Origin of the sequence: Streptomyces camelliae (assembly GCF_027625935.1) — a bacterium.
GTDB lineage: Bacteria > Actinomycetota > Actinomycetes > Streptomycetales > Streptomycetaceae > Streptomyces > Streptomyces camelliae.
Window position 1 is genome coordinate 610,904 of the sequence record NZ_CP115300.1, and the last position, 18,693, is coordinate 629,596.

At 71.4% G+C, this 18,693-nt stretch carries 16 protein-coding genes and 3 pseudogenes; 5 read left to right on the top strand and 14 right to left on the bottom strand.

Annotated features, from left to right (window positions below):
• Positions 1 to 352 precede the first annotated feature (352 nt).
• Positions 353 to 493: a hypothetical protein gene (locus O1G22_RS02920; RefSeq protein WP_270079821.1), complete on the top strand. Its 141-nt coding sequence runs from the start codon at positions 353 to 355 to the stop codon at positions 491 to 493.
• 95 nt (positions 494 to 588) lie between these two features.
• Here O1G22_RS02920 and O1G22_RS02925 read toward each other — a convergent pair whose 3' ends face one another.
• Entirely contained in the window at positions 589 to 1,158 is a 570-nt protein-coding gene (locus O1G22_RS02925; protein WP_270079822.1) for a helix-turn-helix domain-containing protein, read from the bottom strand.
• A 44-nt stretch (positions 1,159 to 1,202) separates the two neighbouring features.
• Here O1G22_RS02925 and O1G22_RS02930 point away from each other — a divergent pair, with 44 nt between their 5' ends.
• On the top strand, positions 1,203 to 1,754 hold the full coding sequence (locus tag O1G22_RS02930; RefSeq protein WP_270079823.1) for a GNAT family N-acetyltransferase: 552 nt from the start codon (positions 1,203 to 1,205) through the stop codon (positions 1,752 to 1,754).
• 191 nt (positions 1,755 to 1,945) lie between these two features.
• Here the strand turns inward: O1G22_RS02930 and O1G22_RS02935 are convergent, their stop codons facing one another.
• Complete coding sequence (locus tag O1G22_RS02935; protein WP_428986313.1) at positions 1,946 to 2,926, bottom strand: asparaginase; 981 nt, start codon at positions 2,924 to 2,926, stop codon at positions 1,946 to 1,948.
• Between the two features lie 276 nt (positions 2,927 to 3,202).
• On the opposite strand from O1G22_RS02935, the gene O1G22_RS02940 reads away from it, so the two are divergent.
• Positions 3,203 to 4,540: a gluconate:H+ symporter gene (locus O1G22_RS02940; RefSeq protein WP_270079825.1), complete on the top strand. Its 1,338-nt coding sequence runs from the start codon at positions 3,203 to 3,205 to the stop codon at positions 4,538 to 4,540.
• Between the two features lie 527 nt (positions 4,541 to 5,067).
• Here O1G22_RS02940 and O1G22_RS02945 read toward each other — a convergent pair.
• Both O1G22_RS02945 and O1G22_RS02950 read right to left on the bottom strand, forming a co-directional pair.
• Positions 5,068 to 6,333: a M20 metallopeptidase family protein gene (locus tag O1G22_RS02945; RefSeq protein WP_270079826.1), complete on the bottom strand. Its 1,266-nt coding sequence runs from the start codon at positions 6,331 to 6,333 to the stop codon at positions 5,068 to 5,070.
• Positions 6,334 to 6,480: 147 nt separating this feature from the next.
• Positions 6,481 to 7,281 carry a helix-turn-helix domain-containing protein gene (locus O1G22_RS02950; protein WP_270079827.1) on the bottom strand — a complete coding sequence of 267 codons (801 nt, stop codon included), beginning with the start codon at positions 7,279 to 7,281 and terminating at the stop codon, positions 6,481 to 6,483.
• Between the two features lie 71 nt (positions 7,282 to 7,352).
• On the opposite strand from O1G22_RS02950, the gene O1G22_RS02955 reads away from it, so the two are divergent.
• Positions 7,353 to 8,342 (top strand): LLM class flavin-dependent oxidoreductase, encoded by a 990-nt coding sequence (locus O1G22_RS02955; RefSeq protein ID WP_270079828.1) that lies wholly within the window; start codon positions 7,353 to 7,355, stop codon positions 8,340 to 8,342.
• Positions 8,343 to 8,586: 244 nt separating this feature from the next.
• Here the strand turns inward: O1G22_RS02955 and O1G22_RS44480 are convergent.
• The 8 genes and pseudogenes from O1G22_RS44480 to O1G22_RS44485 form a co-directional block, all read right to left on the bottom strand.
• A pseudogene (locus O1G22_RS44480) lies at positions 8,587 to 9,045 on the bottom strand (GMC family oxidoreductase N-terminal domain-containing protein); the annotation flags it as partial.
• A 91-nt stretch (positions 9,046 to 9,136) separates the two neighbouring features.
• The gene (locus O1G22_RS02970; RefSeq protein ID WP_270079829.1) at positions 9,137 to 10,141 is read right to left on the bottom strand and encodes a 2-dehydropantoate 2-reductase; all 1,005 of its coding nucleotides are present in this window, start codon (positions 10,139 to 10,141) and stop codon (positions 9,137 to 9,139) included.
• Positions 10,142 to 10,300: 159 nt separating this feature from the next.
• Complete coding sequence (locus O1G22_RS02975) at positions 10,301 to 10,960, bottom strand: GNAT family N-acetyltransferase (RefSeq protein ID WP_270079830.1); 660 nt, start codon at positions 10,958 to 10,960, stop codon at positions 10,301 to 10,303.
• Positions 10,961 to 11,337: 377 nt separating this feature from the next.
• Positions 11,338 to 12,009 (bottom strand): hypothetical protein, encoded by a 672-nt coding sequence (locus tag O1G22_RS02980; RefSeq protein WP_270079831.1) that lies wholly within the window; start codon positions 12,007 to 12,009, stop codon positions 11,338 to 11,340.
• 559 nt (positions 12,010 to 12,568) lie between these two features.
• Positions 12,569 to 13,132: a TetR/AcrR family transcriptional regulator gene (locus O1G22_RS02985; protein ID WP_270086305.1), complete on the bottom strand. Its 564-nt coding sequence runs from the start codon at positions 13,130 to 13,132 to the stop codon at positions 12,569 to 12,571.
• Between the two features lie 61 nt (positions 13,133 to 13,193).
• A complete protein-coding gene (locus O1G22_RS02990; RefSeq protein WP_270079832.1) occupies positions 13,194 to 13,325 on the bottom strand; it encodes a zinc-binding dehydrogenase in 132 nt (43 codons plus the stop codon).
• Positions 13,326 to 13,612: 287 nt separating this feature from the next.
• A pseudogene (locus O1G22_RS02995) lies at positions 13,613 to 14,023 on the bottom strand (alpha-L-rhamnosidase-related protein); the annotation flags it as partial.
• A 505-nt stretch (positions 14,024 to 14,528) separates the two neighbouring features.
• A pseudogene (locus O1G22_RS44485) lies at positions 14,529 to 16,124 on the bottom strand (alpha-L-rhamnosidase N-terminal domain-containing protein); the annotation flags it as partial.
• Between the two features lie 216 nt (positions 16,125 to 16,340).
• Here O1G22_RS44485 and O1G22_RS03005 point away from each other — a divergent pair.
• Positions 16,341 to 16,985, top strand: coding sequence for a TetR/AcrR family transcriptional regulator (locus tag O1G22_RS03005; RefSeq protein ID WP_270079833.1), 645 nt, complete (start codon positions 16,341 to 16,343; stop codon positions 16,983 to 16,985).
• 673 nt (positions 16,986 to 17,658) lie between these two features.
• On the opposite strand, the gene O1G22_RS03010 is transcribed toward O1G22_RS03005, so the two are convergent.
• Together O1G22_RS03010 and O1G22_RS03015 are read right to left on the bottom strand one after the other, a co-directional pair.
• Entirely contained in the window at positions 17,659 to 18,150 is a 492-nt protein-coding gene (locus tag O1G22_RS03010; RefSeq protein ID WP_270079834.1) for a peptidylprolyl isomerase, read from the bottom strand.
• A gap of 206 nt (positions 18,151 to 18,356) precedes the next feature.
• Positions 18,357 to 18,686 (bottom strand): cytochrome P450 family protein, encoded by a 330-nt coding sequence (locus O1G22_RS03015; RefSeq protein WP_270079835.1) that lies wholly within the window; start codon positions 18,684 to 18,686, stop codon positions 18,357 to 18,359.
• Between the last annotated feature and the right edge of the window lie 7 nt (positions 18,687 to 18,693).

Genomic DNA, 18,693 nt, shown 5'->3' on the forward strand with positions numbered 1-18,693 from the left:
CCGTCGGGCGAAAAATGCGCAATTCACGCGCCGGAACGCGCCGATATAACGACGAGAACGGAGAGGAAGGCGGGGTGCGTGAACCCCGCGTCGGCCCGCCCACCGAGCCTGGAAGTGGACAAGAACGCGCCATTCCGGCAGATGGCGAGTGAAGTAGAGGCTGTGAAGAAAGCGCCGATTCGTCACCCGTGCGACTAGCGTCACCCCGCGACAGCGATCCCGAAAAGATCACTGACACAGGGGGAAAACACGTGAGACGGCGCTTCATATTTCTGCCGGCCGCACTAGCCGGTGTGCTCGCACTGCTGGCAGTCGCCCGGCACAAGCCCAGGCAGCGACCAATGGTTCGGGTTTGAACCACGCCAGTGCATCGCTGCCCAAGCGGCTCGAAAAGCGCATCGCGGGCGTGACCAATGGATTCATCGAGACGTACAACGGCGATGAATACGAGGCGGCGGCGTACGACGAGATCGACCGCGTCGAATGCGGCTAGTGCCGCCGTACCAGCCGCTCCGCACCGGTGATACCGGGAGCCCGCACCCAGCCCGGGTGCGGGCTCCGTCCCTTCTTCGGTCGCCGTCGCCCCGGCTATCGAGCGGCCCGGGGCCGCATGATGAGGGCCGCGACGTGATACGCGCACGGCGTCGGTCCGAGGTTGGCGTAGCCGTGGACGACATCGGCGGCGAAGTACACCGAGTCCCCGGTACCGAGGTCCACGGCACGGTCGGCGAGTGTGAGGCGCAGAGTGCCGGATTCCACGACGACGAACTCGTGTGAGCCGGACGCGTAGGCGGGGAACTCACCGGCGTCACAGCGCGGGGGCAGGACCGTGCGGATCCACTCGAAGTTCACGCCGGGCACCACCGGGGTCAGGATCGTCCGTCGCCAGCCACCCGGCTCCTCGACAGTGTCCTGATCGGCGGCGCGGCGCACGATCACGCGCAGACCCTGTGGCTCGGCCACCAACTCGGCGAGCGGGACGCCCAAACCGTCCGCGATGCGCGCGAGCACGACGACGGTGGGCGCCTTCTGACCACGCTCGACCGACGACAGCATGCTCACGCTGACCTCAGCCGCGTCCGCCAACTGCTGCAGAGTCAGGCCGAGTCCATGCCGCGCCTTCTGCACACGGCCGCCCAGGGTCACGAGATCCAGCATTCCTCTATAATAGCTATATGTTTCACTATAGAGAAACGAGGGCCGTGAGGGCAGCTCCCGAACCGGTCGTCCGCCCGGGCACCCCGTCCGACCTCAGGGCCGTTGCCGACATCTACACGCACTACGTCCGCCACAGCGTCGCCACCTTCGAGGAGACCCCGCCGGCCGTCGCCCACTGGGAGGGACGGCTGACGGACCTGAGGGCGCGGGAACTGCCCTTCCTCGTCGCCGAGTCGGACGGTGCGGTGACCGGCTTCGCGTACGCGTCTCCCTGGCGTCCGAAACCGGCGTACCGGCACACGGTGGAGGACACCGTCTACCTCGCGCCCGACGCCACCGGACAGGGGCTGGGCACGGCGCTGCTGGAGGCGGTCATCACCGCGTGCGCCCGGGCCGGCATGCGCCAGATGATCGCCGTCATCGCCGACACCGGCAGCGACGCCTCCCGCGCCCTGCACCGCCGCTCCGGCTTCACCGACGCCGGCCACCTCGTGCGGGTCGGCCACAAGCACGGCCGCTGGATCGACACCTTCCTCATGCAGCGGGCGCTCACCACGGAGCATGCCGACGGGTCCGCTGAGGCCCGAATACGCTGAGATCGTCGCCGCCGACCCGATGGCCGACGGCGGCCGGCGCACCGCGATGGCCGCCTGCGAGGAGGTCCACCACGTCGCCTCGCCCATCCGGAGCGGTGCTCCATCGTGTCGGTCACGACGGCAGCCGGTGTGCGCCGGAGGTCACCGCGGTCCTCGGTCGGCCCGGAGGGTGAGCCGTACACAGGACGGTCTCAGCCCCGCAGCGCGAACGCCTCGACGATGTCGCCGTGCCCGGCTCCGGTCGCCAGCAGCAGCCGGAGCAGCACCCGGGCCTTGTACGGGTCGAGGAAGCCGCCGTCGATCAGTCCGCGGCGCCGCAGGTCCGTCTCCGAACCGGGCGCGCTGTAGGTGTGCCGCAGGACCGAACCGCTCCCGGTGCGCGAGGTCAGTACGACGGGCAGGTGCTCGGCCAGTGCGCCGAGCCGTGGCGCGAGCACGTCCGGTACGTGGCCGACGCCGAAACCGGCGACGACCAAGCCCTGGTGCGTGGCCTCCAGGCCGTGGAGCTGCGTGCCGTCGTCGTCCAGGGTGACCACGTGCAGGGCGACACGGGCGGCCTGGAGCCGCTCCCGGTCGATCCCGACCGGCAGCGGCTCGTGCCGGGGCGGCGCCAGAAGCATCCGCACCCGGCCCTCGACGACGTGCCCGAGCGGACCGGCGCTCGGCGAGGCGAAGGTCGCGGGGCTCGTACTGTGCGTCTTGCGCACCCATCGAGCCGCGTGCACCTCGTCGTTGAGGACGACCAGCGCACCCGCCCCATGGGTGTCCCGCGCCGCGGCGACGCGCACCGCGGCGAGGACGTTGGCCGGCCCGTCCGCCCCCGCCATGGCCGGCTGTCGCATCGCACCGGTCAGCACGAACGGCGCCTCGTGCGGCCACACCAGATCGACCATGAACGCCGTCTCCTCCAGGGTGTCGGTGCCCTGCGTCACGACGACGCCGTCCGCGCCCTCGGCCACGGCCCGCGAGGCCACGTCGACGACGTCGAGGATCTGGGCGAAGGTGAGGCTTCCGCTGGGCACGGCCCGCACGTCCCGCACCTCCAGAGGGATCCCCAGGTCCGCCAGGCCCGGTACCGCCGCGGTGATCTCGGCACCGGTCAGCCGCGCTCCCTGGGTGCTGCCCGCCACCGAGATCGTGCCCCCGAGCGCCAGCAGTACGACACCCAACACCCGCCCCCTCGCCTCGTGTTCGGCCCGGCGGATCCCCGCGGGGCCACCGCCCAACCTACAAGGCCGCCCCGAGCACCCGCAGTCGGGCAGGGGCGGGCGCTCCTCCCCCACCTCCGGCATCGCATGAGCCGACGAAGCGTCAGATCTCCCTCCACGCATGCCCATTGACCTGGCGCGTCCACATCCATAGCCTCCATCCCCATATCTGGACAGCTTCTCCGTTCACATGAGGAGGCCGTTCATGGACACGACCACGGTTCAAAGGGGAACGGGCCCATGCCACTTGTTGTCGTAGCCGTCGGCGTACTGATCCTGCTCTTCCTGATGACGAAGCTGAGACTCAACGGCTTCGTCGCCCTGCTGCTCGTGGCCGTGGGCGTCGGCATCGTCCGGGGCATCCCGCTGGAGAAAATCCCCGACGTGCTCTCCGAGGGCATCGGCGGGCAGATCGGCGACACCATGCTCACCATCGGGCTCGGCGCGATGGTCGGCCGGGTGATGGGCGACTCCGGTGCCGCCCAGCGGATCGCCGGCAAGCTGCTCGACCTCTGCGGTCCGCGCTGGGTCCAGGTCGCCATGGTGCTGTCGGCCATGCTGATCGGCGTCACCATGTTCTACGAGGTGGCCTTCGTCATCATCGTGCCGGTCGCCTTCACCCTCGTACGCGTCACGCGGGCCAATCTGCTGTGGGTCGGGCTGCCGATGTCGATCGCCCTGTCCACCATGCACAGCTTCCTGCCGCCGCACCCCGGCCCGACCGCGGTCGCCTCGGCCTTCCACGCCTCGGTCGGACTCACCCTGTTCTACGGCCTGTTCATCGCCGTCCCGGCCGGAGCGCTCATCGCCCTCGTCTGGCCGCGCCTTCCGTTCGTCCGGAAGATGAACCCTTCCATACCCACGGGCCTGGTCAGCGACCGCGTCTTCACCGACGAGGAGATGCCGGGCATGGGCTGGTCGCTGTCGGTGGCCCTGCTGCCCGTCGTACTCATCGCCGGAGCCGCGGTGACCGACCTGGCGACCTCCGGGTCGGGGCCCGTCCTGCACTTCATCGCATTCATCGGTTCGGCACCCATCGCCCTGCTGCTCACGCTGGCCGTCGCGATCTGGGCGTTCGGCCCGCGGATCGGCCGCAGTCTGGACGAGGTCAGCGCCTCGTGCCGGTCCGCCGCCCAGGCGATGGCGATGATCCTGCTCGTGATCGGCGCGGGCGGCGCGTTCAAGCAGGTGCTCGTGGAAGGCGGGATCTCGGACTACATCAAGCACACCACCCACAGCTGGTCCCTGTCGCCGATCATCCTCGCCTGGCTCATCGCGGTCATCCTCCGCGTCGCCCTCGGCTCGGCGACCGTCGCCGTCGTCACCGCCTCGGGCGTGGCCCTGCCGCTGCTCGCCGGCAGCGGAGTCCACCCGGAGATCATGGTCCTCGCCATCTCCTGCGGCTCGATCGCCTTCTCCCACGTCAACGACCCGGGATTCTGGATGTTCAAGGAGTACTTCAACCTGTCCGTCATCGACGCGATCAAGGCACGCACCACCTACACGACCGTGCTCTCGGTCCTCGGCCTCGGTGGCGTCCTCGCGATGGAGTCGATCCTGGACGCCCTCAATGTGTGACCGCCACCGCGCCGGCCACGGTCGTCGAAGGGCAGGAATTCCCACTGGAGCCCCGCGCGGTCGTGGTGGACCTGGGGCCGCTCGCGCAGGACGGAAGAGACAGGACACGCCGGCCCCAGCCGGGACTCGATCCGGCGGCTGCGGGACGAACTGGACGTGGAGGCCGTGCTGACCGGGCATGAACCGGACCCGGCGCTCGCGGTCGAGACGTGCGCGCGCTGGGAGTCGCCGGCCGCGAACCATGCCATGGGGCTGTTTCTCGGTGCCGTGTCAGGGGAGTTGGCGGGGCCGCCGTCAGCTGGAACGGACCTCAGCCGCAGGGCTCACGGAGTTGTACACCACGACGGTCTTCAGTTCGCCACGGGACGTGACGCTCGACGAGATCGCCATCCGGACGTTCCTCCCGGCGGATCCGGGCACAGCGGCCAGGATGCGGGAGGCGACGGCCTGACCCCGCGATCCGCCTGCCCAGGGATGCCTGCGCGCGGCACGAACTCCTCCGCGACAAGGCGGGGCCGCGGCGGCGGTCACGGCGTGGTCCGCGGTCCGCCGCCCGCCAGGAAGGCCAGGGCCACGGAGGCGTGACAGGCGATGCCCGAGGCGAGCACGTCCTCGTCGACGGTCATGCGGGGCGAGTGCAGTGCCGGGGCCTCGTCCGGGGTCACGCCCGGCGGGCACACGCCGAGGAAGGCCAGGGCGCCGGGAACGGCCTGGAGGACGTAGGAGAAGTCCTCGGCCGTCATCTGGGTGGCCGGCAGCACGCCCACCGCCGCTGCACCGAGCGTCTCCTCGGCCGTACGCAGCACGAAGTCGGTGAAGCGGGGGTCGTTGACGGTGACCGGGTAGCCCGGCACGACGGTCGTCTCGGCCTGTGCTCCGTGCGCGGCGGCCACACCCCGGGCCACCCTGGCGATCGCCTCGTGCATCCGCTGCCTCGTGGACTCGGACACGGTGCGCAGGGTACCGCCGAGTTCCGCGGTGTCCGGGATGACGCCCGTGGCGGTGCCCGCGGTCAGCTGCGTCACGCTGAGGACGGCCTGGTCGTCGGCGGACAGGCCGCGGGTGACCGTCGTCTGCAGGGCGAGGACGATCTCGCAGGCCGCGGGTACCGGGTCGCAGGCGGTGTGCGGCGCCGAGGCATGGCCGCCGCGCCCGCGGACGACGACCCGGAACCGGTCGGAGGCCGCCAGCTGAGGTCCTGGGCGCAGCCGCACTGCGCCGGCGGGCAGGTTGGGGTGCACATGCAGGGCGAAGGCGGCGTCGGCCCTGCGTCCGGACGCCTCCAGCACGCCCTCCTCGATCATGTGGCGAGCGCCGTGCTGCCCCTCCTCGCCGGGCTGGAACATGAACACGACGCGTCCGGCGATCCGTTCGCGCCGCGCGGCAAGCAGTCGGGCGGCGCCCACCAGCATCGCCATGTGGGTGTCGTGCCCGCATGCGTGCATCAGCCCGGGAGTGCGCGAGGCGAACGGCGCTCCGGTCTCCTCGGTGACCGGCAGGGCGTCCATGTCGGCGCGCAGCAGGATGCTCGGTCCGTCGGACGGTCCGGCGAGGACGGCGGTGACGGAGGACAGCGCACGGCCGGTACGGATCTCCAGGCCGAGGCCGTCGAGCGCGTCCAGTACCAGGCGCTGTGTGTCCGGCAGATCGAGGCCCAGCTCGGGACCTGCGTGCAGGGCGCGGCGCAGGGCGACCGCGTCGGGGGCCAGGCGGCGGGCCTCGTCGAGGAGGGATCCGGCGACGGCTTCCCGCGGGGACGGGGCATCGTGCGAAGGCGGAGGCGGGGGCGTCATGCGGGCGTTCTCCTTCCCGGGCCCGGACCGGACAGGGCCCGGGGATCCGGTCCGCGGGATCCGGACGGGGCGCCGTATCGACAGGATGGCGGACTCCTCCTGCTGCCCAGGGGGCCGACGCGCCGACATGCTGGCAGGTGTACGCCTCTACGGCGCGGTCAAGGCCGACCGCGTGTTCTCGGGGGCCTGGCCCGCGGCGGCGGAGGCCATGGGGCCGGCGGCTGCCAGGAGTGCTGCGGCCGTCGCCGGGTCGGCCGGCAGGAACGCCTCCAGTTTCAGCTCGGCGAGTGTCACGTCGACCGCGGTGGCGAAGGTCGTCACGGTCGTCATCAGGCGCAGTTCGCCGTACGAGGAGCGCAGGTGGAGCGGAACCGCGAATCCGAGGGGCGCGGCGGACGGCTCCAGGTGGGCGACGTATCCGGCGAGCTCGGCGTGCAGGTCTTCCTGGTGGCCGAGGCGCGCGAGGATGTGCTGCCCCCATTCGGCGAGGTTCCCGATACGGGGAGCCAGGCCGTGGGGATGCAGCGCGAGGCGGTAGATGTTGGCTCCCGGGCCCACCAGTTCGGCGGCCGCGCCCTCGGTGATCAGATCGAAGGCGGTGTTCGCGGCGATCAGGTCACCGGCTCGGTCGACCACCAGCGCCGGATACGGCAGATGCCCGCGCAGGATGTGGTCGAGCGCCGTGCGCACCGGGGCCAGCGCCGGGTCGTCGAGCGAGCTCTCGGGGTAGGCGGGCGCGTATCCGGCGGCCAGCAGCAGCTCGTTGCGCTCCCGCAGCGGCAGTTCCAGCGACTCGGCCAGGCGCACGACCATGTTCCGGCCGGGGACGGACCTGCCGGACTCGATGAAGCTGAGATACCGCTGGGTGGTGCCGGCCCGCAGCGCCAGGTCGAGCTGGCTGAGATGACGACGGGTACGGCAGCGGCGAAGCGCACGAGGGAAGTCCACAGGGATGTTGTAACGGCGGCGACGGGTCCCGGGCCATTCCCTGCGGGGAATTGTCTCCGCTCACGCCGGTCATGAAGATCACCGGTATGGACATCGGTGTACTGCTTCCGACCGGAACCGCCCAGTGGGGCCCGGCCGACGACCCTCGCGAGCTGGTCGACTTCGGCCGCCACGCCGAACGCGCGGGCTTCTCCTCGCTCTTCGTCAACGATTCCCTGATCAGCCCGCGTATAGAGGCGCTCACGATGCTGGCCGCACTCGCACCGGCGACCGAGGTGACACTGGGCACGGCCGCGCTGATGCCGTTCCTGCGTCGGCCGGTCCAGACCGCGCAGTCGCTCGCGTCGATCGACCTGCTGTCGGGTGGCCGGCTCACCGTGACCGTCGGCGCCGGCTTCCCGGGCCGCTTCGGCCGGCCCCTCTACACCCTGTCCGAGGTGCCGTGGGAAAGGCGCTTCGCCCGCCTGGACGAGACGGTCGCGCTGTGGCGGGCCTTGTGGAACGGCGCCGACTCCTTCCACGGCGAGATCCTCCGGTTCGCCGACATCCCGCCCATGACCAGGCCGTCCCGAGCCGGCGGACCGCCCATCTGGCTCGGCGGCGCGACGCCGGCGGCGCTGGCCCGCACCGGCCGGAGCTACGACGGATGGCTTCCCTATCCGCCCGACCCCGCCGACTACGCGTCCGGCCTCCGCGACATCGGCAAAGCGGCGGCCGACGCCGGGCGCAGGGCCGAGGACATCACGCCCGCGCTGTTCGTCACGGTACGGATCGATGACGACGTGGAGAGCGGCCGTCGCGCTGTGGACGGCTACGCGCGAGCCACCTACGGCATGCCACTGCGGGAACTGGAGCGGATCCAGGCGATCGTCACCGGCTCCGCCGAGCAGGTGCGTGAGCGCCTGGGACAGTACGTCGCCGCCGGTGTCCGGCACCTCGTCGCACGCCTCGGCGCGCTGGACCTCCGCTCCCAGCGCGAGCAGCTCGAACGGCTCGCGGACCTGATCCCGGCGCTCCGGCAGACGGCCGCTCACGCCTCCGCCTCGCAAGCCGTGGCCTAGCCGGCGTCGAGGCCCCGCGCTGCACGTCGTCCGGGGTGTGGGCGGGGAAGGTACCCCAGCCGTACCGTAGAGGACGCTGAGGACGGAGGCGACGTACGCGGTGGTCAGCGCCGGGCCGGGCACCGCACGGCGGCGACACCGCCGCGCGCCGAGCCTCAGGCGGCCCCGGCGGTCTGGCCCAGCCCTGCAGACCCTGACCGACCGGCAGCTCGCGTACGACGCCGATGCCGAGGGCGGACAGGCCGGCGGCGGGGCCGATCCCGGACAGCATCAGCAGCTTCGGGGACTCGGAGGCGCCCGCGGACAGGATCACCTCGCGCTGGACGCGGACCACCTCGACGGCGCATCCGCGCTCCACCTCCACGCCGGTCACCCGGCCGCCGTCGACGACGCCGCGGTGGGCGCGGGCCGAGGCCAGGACGGTGAGGTCAGGCCGTTCCAGACCGGGGTGGAGAACGCGTCCTCGCCGCGCTCGCTGTCCTCGGCGCGCCGGAAGTACGGCAGCACCTCGTCGTACGACCACCCCGGCCGCGGCCCAGCCGTCGAGTCGAGGTCCCTGTCGAGGCCGGACTTGAACAACTGGGGGAAGATGGCCGGGACTTAGATCTCCGGTGCCGGGTCGGGCCGCCCGCCTCGGCGTTTCTGAAAAGGCGCTTTCACGCCTGTCCGGTGGCACTCGAAGACCTCCGTGGCTGTCCGGCACCGTGCCGTTCCGAGTGCGCCGTATGCGCTCGCGTCTCGCCGCCGCCCTCGGCGCGCGCCCGAGGAGCAGGGGCTGACCTGCTGCGCGCGGTTCAGCGCGCCGCGCGCAGTTCGGCGTACAGCTCCGGTCCTGTCCATGTGCGCGGGGTGGCCTCCGCCTCGTGCACCAGGGCCGCGAGACGCGCGTTCGCGGGCGCGCTCATGCCGTGAGCGGTGGCCAGGGCGACGATCTCGCCCTGCAGGGAATCGATCTCCGTGGACCGGCCGCGCTGCAGGTCTTCCCACATCGAGGAGCGTGTGTGGGCGTCGATCCGGAGGGACGCCGCCGCCACCCGGCGGAAGAGGGCGTCGGGCAGCCCGAGTACGTACGGGGTGACGCCGGGCGCCGTAGGGCCGAGGCGGGCGGGAGTGACCCCGGCCGCCCGGTACGCGGCGAGGGCCTCGCGCTGGCACAGGGCGAGGCAGCGGCGGTACGCCCGTCGGCCGAGCTGGTCGCGCAGCGGCAGCCCGGAGAGGGCGTTGATCGCGTTGTTGAGGTTCATCAGCAGCTTGGCGTGCTGCACTTCGGACATGTCGGTGCGGGCCTCGCAGGCCAGGCCCGCCGCGTGGAAGGCGGCGAAGAGCGTGTCGTCGGGCTCGGTCATGAGCTTGCCCGGCATGCCCTGGTGCACGGTGCCCGGTTCGGACTGCACCACGTTGTACGGGACCATTCCGGCCAGCACGGTGTGACCGGGAAGCGCGGCGCGCAGGGTGGCGGGGTTGTGCAGGCCGTTCTGGAAGCTGACCACCACGGAGTCGGGGGCGAGATGCGCGGCGAGGTCTTTCGCCGCGGCCTCGGTGCCGGCCGTCTTCACCGTGACCAGCACGTAGTCGGCGCCGGCCGCGGCCTCCGGTCCGGTGGCCAGGGTCAGCCGGTCCGGCGTGAGGTGGACCGGCGGCCGGACGGACGTACTGAGGGTGAGTCCCCGCTCGCGCAGCACGTCCATTCCGGCGGGCCGGCCGATGAAGGTCACGTCATGTCCGGCGGCGGCGAGGTGTCCGCCGAGGTGACAGCCGATGCTACCGGCGCCGAGGACGGCGAAGCGGGGCTTGGGCACGGGGTGACTCCTGTGGACGTGCGGGGCGGGCAGGGGCCAGCATGGACCAAGGGCGTGTCGGCTGACCAGGCCGCTCGGTCTGCCGCCGCTCACCGCCCTCTGCCGCTGACACCGGCGCCGTCACTCGCCCGGACGGCACGGTGTACACGGGGCTCGGGCTCAGGCGGGGAAAGGCAGACCTGCTCCCGGTCGCCTGCGTTCAGTGCCGCGTGCCATGCGCTGTTCGAGCCTGGTGCGGCAGTCCGGCCATTCCTCCATGGTGATCGAGAAGATCGCGGAGTCACGCAGTCGGCCGTCCTCGCCCGGCACCCAGGACCGGGACCAGTTCCGCAACACACCTTCGAACTGTGCGCCGACCGCTGCTATCGCCGCCCGCGACCGGCTGTTGCGCGCGTCCGTCTTCAAGTCCACACGAGCCACACCCCAGTTCTCGAACGCGTGCCGGAACAGCAGGTACTTGGCCTCGGTGTTCACACCCGTGCCCTGGGCCGACGCCGCGAGCCAGGTGAAACCGACCTCGATCGCGCACAGTCCGCCGGTCGTCGGCCACAGCCGCGGATCCCAGTAGGCCGTGGCCCCGATCGCCCGCCCCGACGCCTGCTCCACCTGCGCGTACGGGGCCAGTTTCCCGGCGGCGGCACGGGCGAGCTGGACATCGATGTATCCCTCGACCTCGGACGCCGTAGGCACCCAGGTGAACCGATAGGAGCTGCGGTCCTCTTCCGCCGCCAAGGCCAGGTCCGCCGCATGGCGGTGATCCAGTGGCTCCAGGCGCACGAGCGTGCCGTCCAGAACCGGTCCCTCAAGCGTGAAAGTCATCGATCACCCATCGCGTGCTCGTACCGATCGTCGCTGTCCAGGCCGCAGGCCCAAGCCCGTAGCGTTCCAGAGCCCGCACCTCCTGTCGCGCGAATTCGGCACGCTGGGACGCAGGTCCGAACGCCGGCACCATCGCGGCTCGGCTGCCTGGGCAACCGGACAAGCTCCGCGCACGGACGTCCGTGTGGGCATCGCCGGCGAAGCCACCCAGGAACTCGTCGACACCTTCAGCCGGATGGTGACGTGGACGCCACCACGGTGCTGTCGCACAGACTGCCGCGGCGATCGTCGGAACCCTGACGCTCGTGCTGTTGCCTCTGACCGCCCGTCTCTCCCAGGAGGCTTGTCACTGGGCGAGTGGGAGGTGCACCTGCGCTCTACCAGTCGATATGCGCCGTGATCCATCTGTCCAAGCCGTCCTTGTCGCCTGCAGGGGGCAGGTCGGGGGCGCAGGTCAGTGGCGTGGAGGACAGTTGCAGGTGCGTGAGATAGCCGTAGGGGCCGTTGTCGGCCGTCGGCCCGAGAATGAGCGCGTGCGTGGGGGTGCGCCAGATGCGGTGCGTCAGCTCAGGGCCGATACCCGCGGTGTACGACGACACCGTCGTCCGCTCGGGGGCTTCGCCCAGGTGCTCGGTGACCGCCAGCGCCGCCTGCGCGAGTACGGCCTCACAGTCCTCGTCGGTGGACGGTCTGCGGCTGACCCAGCCGGGCACCTGCTCCCAGCCCTCGATATAGCCGTACAGCCATGGACCGTTCCTCATGTCCTCGTCTCTCGGGTCGACGGGGTACACCTCGCCGAAGACGAGGAACGTCCGTGAGCCGGCGTTACCGAACGGGTTGCCGTACTCGTCGCAGACCACGTGCTGGTGAGCGGTGCGGAAGGAGTCGCAGACGAGTTGGTGCTCCCATTCCCATCCTCGACGCCGCATCTCCTCGGTCATGGCGTCGGAGTCGTCGGGCACCTGCGGCGCCGTCGGCAGTGCGACGAGCTCCGCGACGGCCTGTACGGTCAACGGACGGTGCACGAGGGCATGTACAGGTATCGCCATGTCGATCACTTTAGGGTGCGGGGGCAGGTCACGCAGGCCTCGCCGGGGCGGATCGTGGAGAACATGCAGCATCCGGTACGCGTGCGCGTGGCGTGCACGAGGCTGTCCTCGTCGCGCAGATGGCGGAAGCCGACGCCGGCCGGGTACGGGTGGAGGCGCCGCCCTGGACGGGCCTGCCCTGTCGAAGGCCCTCACCCTGATACAGGGCAGCGCGCGGACCGCTCTGGTCGTGCCCCCGATCGCGGGCTCACTGTCCGGCCGGCTGTCACCGCACCGTCAGTACGCCCTGCTCGCTCCCGCTCCCTCAAGGCCCTGCACGCCCTGGAGTTCGCCTCCGTGTTCTCCGCAGTCACCTCGTTCCCGCACCTGATCGCCCTGGTCGACGACCGTCGCCCCGGGCGCCTCGCCGACCCTCCGGCGTGCTGTCCGCGCTGCCTCACCTGTGCTGCCTGGGGACGGCCCCGGCCAAGCACTTCGCTTTCCGTTCCCGACCGCGCACCCGGATCGCGCTCGGCTTCGCCTGCATCGCACTCAGGCTCGCCGGCGCCGTGAGCCGGCCCTACTGCTGCTCCTGGCCGGCCGGCAGGGTCCGCACGGCCCGGGCGACATCCGCGCCGAGGTCGTCGAGGCTGTAGTCGGGGCCGAGGATCATCCGGCGCAGCTGGGGCATGGCGATGCTCCAGCCGGCCAGGGCGAGGGTGAAGAACACGCGGGTGCGGGCGTCGCCGCCCGCGCCGCCGGATGCGGCGGCGTCGATCTTGTCCTGGTAGTGGCGGGTGCGGGCCTCCTCGGCCGGGACCTGCTGGTCGCCGATCTCCAGGGCCTCCCACATCACCAGGCGCAGGGCCTCGGGACGGGCCCGGTGATAGGCGAAGAGGCGTGCCGCGTACCCGGGCAGGTCCTCGCTGGGCGGTACGGCCTCGGCCAGCTCGGCCAGCGCGCGCTCCAGGACGACGGCGAAGAGCTTGTTCTTGTCGCCGAAGTAGTCATAGATCGCACGCTTGTTGGCCTTGGCCTCGGTGGCGATACGGTCCACCCGGGCACCGGAGACGCCGTGCGCGGCGAACTCCCTGGTCGCCGCCGCGAGGATGCGCTCTCTGGTCGCTGCCGAGTCGTATGCCATGCCCCCATGGTAACGAACCAGTTCGTTTGATCTCCGGAGCGTGCCCGGGGTCCGGGGCCGCTCAGGGGGCCGGCGCGATCTTGCCCCGGGTGTGCCGCCGTTCCAGTTCGGCGAAGGCGTCGGCGACGCGGTCGAGCGGGTACGGGGCGGCGATCGGCACCTCGACGGTTCCGGTGGCGACCAGGCCGACCAAGCTCCAGGAGGATCTCGCGGGCGGCCGCGTACGCCGTGGCGCCGGCCATGTGAAGGGAGCCCGCCACCGCCCAGCTCAGCACCTCGTCGCCGACGGCCGGCCCCTCCACCCCGGCGCCGGCGGCCACGACGACGCCGGCGCGGTCGCTGCCTGGCCGGATCCTCGGCCCCGGAGTAGGCGCCGAGGGACGCGTCGAAGAGGTAGTCGTTCTCGGCGGTGAACAGCGTCTCGTAGTATGTCAGCAACGTGTCCTGGTGGTCGTACAGTTCGGCGAACAGGCGGCTGTTGCCGTAGTACGTCCACGCGGCGTTCCAGCCGGGGGTGTGGTCGTAGCCGTAGCCGCCCTTGGCGATGGGCACGAACATGGGCAGCTGGCCGGTGGAGATCTGGGTGTCCGGGAAGTGGCGCAGGTAGGTGGTGAGGACCCCGTTGACGTCCCAGGTGAGGGATTCGGACTCGGAGCTGGCCATGGCGTCGCCGGTCCAGCCGTTCTTCTCCCGGGACGGGGTGTCGGTGGGCTTCTGCACCAGGTTGTTGCGCTCGGCCCGCTCCAGGTTGCGCTGAAGCCGGTTGAGCAGGGCGTTGTCGGTGGTGAAGGTGCCGGTGCGGGCGAAGCCGGAGCGGGCTACGGCGACGGTGAGCACATCGGCGTCCCGCGTCAGGTCGGGGGCCCGGCCGAGGACGGCTTCGAGGTTCATGACCTCCAGATGGCGGAAGCCGAAGTGGCTGAACTGCTGCTCCCAGACCTGCGTCGGCCGCCTGCCGAGGGTGTAGTAGTGCGTCTGGAGGTCGGCGTCGTGCTGGAAGTTCTCCTCCTCCACGGAGAGGGGGGGAGCCGGCCGTGCCGTCGCCGCTCGTGATGCGGTTGCCACCGCGGATCCGCAGGGTGAGGCCTTCCTTGTCGACGCGTATGCCGGTGAGCGTGAGGCGGACGAAGCCCGTCAGGATCTGCCCGTAGTCCAGGACCCAGGTTCCCGAGCCGGGCGCGGTCTCGGTGATCGAGACCGGGCGCAGGATCTGGCTGACCAGCACCGGCTCCCCCTCATGGGCCCGCAGGACGGCGGGCTTGAAACCCTCGGGCACGGTCGTGTCCGGCAGCGCGCCGTGGTATGTGGGCGACGGCCCAGAGCAACTGCCCGGCGGGATCAGCACGGTGGCCGGACGCCAGTCGCGCCCCGCCCGGTAGCCGGTCGAGCGCCACTCCCCCAGTGCGTCCGCCCGCCGGCCGTCGTACTTCTCCCCGGAGTACACCGAGTCGAAGGTCGTCGGACCGTCCGCGGTGTGCCAGTCCCCGTCCGTGACCAGGGAGGTGGCCGAGCCGTCCGTGTACGTCACGACGAGCTTCGCGCGCAGGCGGGGCGGACCGGCGTAGGGGGCGAGGTGCCAGTACCACTCCTGCGGTGTCGTCACTCCGTACCAGCCACGGCCCAGTTCGGCGGCGAGCACGTTCTCCTGGCCCGCCCGCAGCAGCGCGGTGACGTCGAAGGTGTCGTAGAGCACCGTGCGGTCGTAGGTGCTCTGCTCGGTGAGCAGCCTCGGGACGTTGGTCCGTTCCCGGGTGGCCCGCCGGCCGTCGACGGTGATCGGGTCGCCGTTGACGGTGAAGGTGACGTTGCCTGCGGCGCTCAGGTACAGCCGGGCCCTGGCGATACTGCGACCGCGCGGCAGGGTGACGGCGCGGCGGAGCACCGGTGCCGGGTTGGCCAGGGGCAGCACGGCGTTCTTGGCGGGGATGTAGGGGTTCTTGGGCGGGAAGGTCAGGCCGTCGAGGGTGCCGATGCCGGCCTCGAAGGGGTTGGCGCCCGTGGTGAGGTCGGCGGTGACGTCTGGGGCGCCGGTGCCGGTCACCGTGACGCTGCGAACGGTGGCCGAGGTGCCGCCGGCGAAGCCGAAGCTTCCGTGGCGGCGGATCTGGTCGCCGCTGAGCGTGCGGCTGTCGACCTCGACGCCGTTGACCGTGGTGGTCACCGTGAGCCCGCGTGCCGTGACCAGCACCGTGTGGTCGCGGGTGGCCCAGGTGTCCTTGGTGAGTCCGGTCGACGCGGGGAGGGTGACCGTGCCGACCGGGACGCTGCGGGTGCCCGCGGTGGTGGGGTTGGTCTCGCTCCGCGGGTCGTAGTGGTTCACGCCCCAGTCCGGCTCCGAAGTGCCGTCGTCCACCCAGGTGTTGCCGGCGTAGTGGCGGGTCGTCATGACCAGCTGCATGGCGTCGCCGCTCTGCCGCAGGGTCCAGTTCAGGCCCTCGCCCCAGGTCTTGCCGATGGGTTCGGCGCGCAGGAGCAGGGACAGTCCACCGCCGGCGTCAGGACCGCCCCGGAAGACCACCGTCGCGGTGAGGTCCTGCCAGTCGTGGTCCTGCGGCAGACGGCCGCCGCTGATGGCCGACCAGTCGCGCTCGCCCTTCAGCAGGCCGGTCTCCCAGGTCGCGGACTCGCTCCAGGGACCGGGCACGCCCTGGTCGTCCCAGGAGCGCACGCGCCAGAAGTACGTCTGCTCCGAGCGCGGCGCACCACCCCGGTAGGGCACCTCGACGCTCTCGGCGCCGGCCACCTTCCCGCTGCGCCAGACGTCGGCCGCGCCGGGTGCGGTGCCGACCTGGATCTCGTACGCGCTCTGCCGGGCCACCCGGGGCACCCAGCTGAACGTCGGCGCGGTCTCCGTACCCAGCGGCTCGACCCTGGAGCTGACCCGCAGGTGCACGGGTGCGGAGCCGTGTCCGGCGGATGCCGCCGCGCTCGCCGCCCGAGCCCCCGGCGCGGCGGTGAGCGGGAGAGCCGCCCCTGCCGCCGTCGCCGTCATGACGCCGAGCAGGTGCCGGCGGCTCAGGGCGGTTCTGTTGTCCTCGGCCACGGCTCGGATTCCTTTCGTCAGGGGCACGTTCGTCAGCAGCACAGAAGGGATTGAAACGTTTCAATCCCTTTCATGTGGAGAGCTTACGAACACCCGGTGGCGCAGCACAATCGTCTTGCACCACCGGAGCCGCTCCGGCCGCACGGGCACTGGGACAATGGGGCGATGACCGACACCACAGGGACCGCGGTCGGCACGGTCCGGCCTGCGACGCGCCACCGGGGGCGGCCCCGACGCGAGGGCACGGAGGACCGGATCGTGGAGGCGGTGCTCCGGCTGATGCAGCGCGGCATGGGCCTGAGCGCGATGCATATGGAGGCGGTGGCCGGCGAGGCCGGAATCAGCAAGGCCACCCTCTACCGGCGCTGGCCCGGCAAGGAGGCGCTTCTGCTGCATGTGCTGGAGCGTCTTCAGGCCGAGGTCGAGGAGGAGACCGTCCTCACGGGCGTGCCGCTGCGCGAGGCTCTGTTCCGTGTCCTGGAGAGCATCCGCCGCGACTACCTCAGCGAGAACTCCGGCACCAACCTCGCCGTCCTGACGGCGGAGATCCGCACACTGCCCGAGCTCAACGAGGCTTTCCTGCGCACGGTCATCGGCCCGCGCCGACAGGCCCTGTACGACCTGCTCGCCGCGGCCCAGCGGCACGGCGAGATCCGAGCGGACCTGGACCCGGCCCTCATCGGCGAGCTCATCGTCGGTCCGGTCCTCTCCCGCTCGCTCCTCCACCCCGACGCACCGCGGCCTGACGCCGAGTTCTCCAGGCAGGTGGTCGACTCGGTGCTCGACGGCATCGTGCCTGCGTCACCCTGACGTCGGCGGGGTGGCCGACGGGGCTGTCACTCCTCACCGAGGGGACCGCTCCGCTCCAGGCCGGCCGGGAACTGCTCCTGGCAGTCGCGCTGACCAGGGGGATCCCCGGGATGGCTGTACCCACGACGTACGCGGGCTCGGAGGCCACCGGTGTCTGGAGCCGGCCGAAGGGGCGCACAGGACCACCGGCGTGGATCCGCGTGTTCTTCCGCGTTCGATCGTCTACGACGCGACCCTCACGCCGTCGCTGTCGCTGTCGGTGCCGGTGCCGGTGAGCATCACCTCGGACCTGACCGCCCTCGCCCGTTGCGTGGACTCCCACGAGGTCGTGCTGCCTCATGTGCTCGCGTTCAACGCACCCGCCGCGCCCCGGGCCGAGCGGCCGGATCGCCGAAGCGTTCGGTACGACTCGGCTGTCGCGGGGCTGCGGCGTGCCGTGGACGCGCCGAAGGCACGGCGCGACCGCGGGTTCGACGAGGCCGCACATCGACGGCGCCACCGAGTACGAGATCCTGGTGACGCTCCCGCCGGACAACCCGCGGCCCGTGAGCGCCCATGGCCTTCGGCGTCCGCTTCGTGCCCCGTTGGCTGGGCTCGGATCCCTTGGCCGTCCGAGCGGGGTTCACGCCCGCGTCGCCTCGGCGACGGGCGACGCGGGCGGAGGTGACCGGCCTCAGACCAACTGCGCGGACTCGATCGTCACCGGCTCCACCGGCACGTCGCCGTGCCCGCCCCGGGAGGTGGTGGCCACGCCCTCGATCGCGTCCACCACGTCGTTGCCCGCCACGACCTTCCCGAACACCGCGTAGCCCCAGCCGTCCTGACCGGGGTAGTTCAGGAAGTCGTTGCCGGTGGTGTTGATGAAGAACTGAGCGCTCGCCGAATGCGGATCCGACGTCCGCGCCATCGCCACGGTGTACTTGTCGTTGCGCAGGCCGTTCTTGGCCTCGTTCTCCACCCGCTGCGCCGCGGGCTTCTGCTTCATGTCCGCGGTCAGGCCGCCGCCCTGAATCATGAAACCCGGGATCACCCGGTGGAAGATGGTGCCGTCGTAATGGCCGGCCCGGACATACTCGACGAAGTTCGCCACCGTCTTCGGGGCCTTCGCCTCATCGAGGTCCAGGGTGATGTCTCCGGCCGAGGTCTTCAGCAGTACTGTGGTCATTCGGCCATCCTATGCGGCGGACTCGAAGAACCCCGGGAGCGGCCCGGGGCCGGCGTCGGCTGGTCAGGCAGCCGGGTGAACGCGCACGGGCAAGGACGCCCACGAGCGCAGGGTCTTGTCGGGGTGGCGGTGCCGAAGCCGGCGTGGCCGGAGGGTCACGGGCGGGGTCGAAGCGGTCGGGGTCGCCCAGGGGGCCAGGAAGAAGCTCAGCCCCGCCGGTCAGCCGCGACCGCGCCACCAACGGTGCTTGCCGTGCGGGAGAGTTCACCGCGGTCTGCAGCGGCCCGGACTGCCGCGCCGAAGCCGTCCTCGCTCAATGCCTCCCGTGCGCACTGGACGTTCACCCACGCCGGCAGACCCGCCATACGGTGGGCGTCCGCCGTGACGAGGTCGTTGCGCGGGCCGAAGGCGTTGAAGGCCCTCTTGCCGCACAGCACCAGGCTCTCCCGGCCGGCCTGGTGCAGGGCCCGGTGCGGCGGTTCACGATCCATCGGGAGGTCATGGGCGAACGGGTCGGCATCGCTGACGGACGGCATGACGGCA